Annotated in this window: 3 protein-coding genes; 2 read left to right on the forward strand and 1 reads right to left on the reverse strand. The window is 44.9% G+C overall.

Annotation, left to right across the window (positions count from 1 at the left end):
- The coding region (locus BCT81_RS12700; protein ID WP_102424649.1) for an MFS transporter at positions 1 to 933 on the forward strand (933 nt) is incomplete at its 5' end.
- A gap of 85 nt (positions 934 to 1,018) precedes the next feature.
- A complete protein-coding gene (locus BCT81_RS12705) occupies positions 1,019 to 1,585 on the forward strand; it encodes a DUF1415 domain-containing protein (protein ID WP_004741642.1) in 567 nt (188 codons plus the stop codon).
- Positions 1,586 to 1,602: 17 nt separating this feature from the next.
- Here the strand turns inward: BCT81_RS12705 and BCT81_RS12710 are convergent, their stop codons facing one another.
- Complete coding sequence (locus tag BCT81_RS12710) at positions 1,603 to 2,670, reverse strand: sensor domain-containing diguanylate cyclase (RefSeq protein ID WP_102424650.1); 1,068 nt, start codon at positions 2,668 to 2,670, stop codon at positions 1,603 to 1,605.
- Positions 2,671 to 2,696: the final 26 nt, after the last annotated feature.

Consider the following 2,696-nt stretch of genomic DNA (forward strand, 5'->3'; position numbering starts at 1 on the left):
GGTTTAGGCATGGCATTCACCACCACGCTGTTGCAACTTGTGATTGCTAGAGCATTGATGGGAATTGCGGTCGCCGCTTTTGCAGGTGTCGCTGTCGCCTATATGGTCGAAGAGTTAACACCCAAAGCCTTTGCAGTCGCGATTGGTGGCTATATTGCTGCCAACTCATTAGGGGGTATCTTTGGCCGTGTGTTAGGCGGCTTGCTGACAGACTATTTCGATTGGCACGCTACCGTGCTGATCTTTGTTGTGGGTTCGCTATTAGGCGCTTTATTGATTGCCTATCGACTACCAGACCAGCAAAACTTCAATCCGCAAAAAGGGCTGTTCTTTCATCATAATCGCTCAGTTGTGATGCATTTACGCAACCGTACCTTGTGGCTTGCTATGTTGATTGGTGGAGCCAACTTCGCTCTGTTCGTTAACCTGTATTCCGTAATGGGCTTTAGATTGGTGTCAGAACCTCACTCCGTTCCAGTTGGCTTAGCATCACTGATCTTTCTCTGCTACCTAGCGGGTACCGTCAGCTCGAAGCTGTCTAACAAATGGACGCTACGTTTCGACCCGTTAAACGGAATTCTGTTAGGTGTGTGTATAAGCTTGCTAGGAATGCTGGTATCTGCGGTTGATGAGATTCCTTTCATGCTTGCAGGGTTATTGCTGATAAGTGGCGGGGCTTTCTTCTCGCATACCCTAGCCTACTCTTGGGTCAGTCAAAAAGCGCCAAGCGCCAAAGCGACGGCAACAGCACTCTACCTTGTGCACTACTATATTGGTGGCAGTTTGGGCGGGTTCTTACTCTTATACTGCTGGCAGTTATTTGGTTGGAATGGCGTGATTGCAGGAGGCTCTGTCTTCTATGTCGCGATATTTGCTTGGGTCTACCAGTTGAAACAACTTCAAGTATCGACATCTAAACTCGCTGAAGCGTAGAAACAACAGCATTTTCAAGACAATTAGTGCTTTTGATTAACAACCGTTCTGATATCCTACGCAAAATTTCATTTCGGAACCTGTTATGTCGAACACTCAAAACACTGATCTTCAAACCATCCATGACCAAGTAAAACAATGGTTAGACGATGTTGTTATTGGCCTAAACCTGTGCCCATTTGCAGCAAAGCCACAACGTAATAAGCAGATTAAGATCTTTGTGAGTGAAGCAGAAACCGAAGAGGCATTGCTAGAAGACATCATGACTCAATTTGTTGAGTTGGATAACACACCAGTCGCTGAGCTAGAAACGACTCTGGTGGTTGTTCCTAACATGCTGCAAGATTTCTTCGACTACAACATGTTCATCGATTGGGTAGAGGCTTTGATAAAGCAGCAAGATTGGGAAGGCGTTTACCAAGTGGCGACCTTCCATCCTGATTACTGCTTTGGCGGTGCGGATCCTGAAGACGATGAAAACCTGACGAACCGCTCTCCATATCCGGTTTACCATTTGATTCGTGAAGCGAGCATGGAAAAGGTGTTGAAGCATTACCCTAACCCTGAAGCGATTCCAGATACCAACATCGCTCGAGTTGAATCGTTAACGCCAGAAGAGCGTCGCAAACTATTCCCGTACCTGTTTAGTTAAGCTCTCAGCTTTCAAGATTAAGCATCTAAATATTGGTAATATGGACGAGACACGAACTGATCTCGTCCATTTTTTTTTGCAACATACAAACACTCATCGGCCACTTTAATTAATGAGTCTAACGCCGACATTCGTTCATTCCTTGTTTCACCAGAACTTAATTCGAAATGGCAAGCACCAATAGAGATAGTAATAGGCTTTCGATCTAGAGTAATCTTCTTCACTTCCTCAAGCAGCGTCGCAAGCTTATCCTCAACCGTGTTGACCGGCGTACTCGGGTACCAAATCACAAACTCTTCGCCACCAAAGCGAGCAACAAACTCTCCTTCTTGAGCATTACTACTCAACACATTGGCCACTTTCTTCAGGACAACATCACCCATTTGGTGACCATAGCCGTCGTTTACTGACTTAAAGAAATCAATATCAACCACCGCTAACGTTCCTTTGCCTAAAGAACCCTTAAGTTGCTTTACTTCTGCGTTTAACGTTTTAAATAAAAAGCGTCTGTTGGGTAAATGCGTCAGTGGGTCATAAAGCGCCTGATACTCGAGTCTTTCGTTTAACTCTTGTAGTTTTCTCTCTTGCTGCCTGCGAACAAGCTCTACTTCAATCCATGAGGCCATCAGCTTCATCACATCGATATCAAACTCTTTAAACTCGCGGTAGTAAGGGTTACCACTCGAAAAGTTAAGCGTGCCGTAAAGTTCATCATCGACAAAGATAGGAATACCGATATAAGACTCTAAGCCGAAGGATTGATAAGCAGGGTGTCGCGCGTAAGTATTATGCTCACCACAGTGCTCTATGCAGATAGGTCCACTCGAGCTGCATGTGATCTCGCAATAAGTTGAGCGGTAATCGAACATATCACCACTTTTCAGGTCAACGCCTTCAGGTGTGACACAGTGCTCCACAAGGTAAGTATTACCGTCCACTTTTGACAAGATACCAATATCCAAATCAAAACGTTCGAGCCCCATAGCGAGTAGTTGGGCAATCTGACTATCGAATCCTTTTCGATATTCATTAGTAATTTGATACAAGCGACGTATAACAATTTCGCTTTCACTAGCTTGGTGCATAACGATATCCCACTGCTGCCTAAGTG

Origin of the sequence: Vibrio sp. 10N.261.52.A1 (assembly GCF_002876325.1) — a bacterium.
Classification (GTDB): Bacteria; Pseudomonadota; Gammaproteobacteria; order Enterobacterales; family Vibrionaceae; genus Vibrio; species Vibrio chagasii.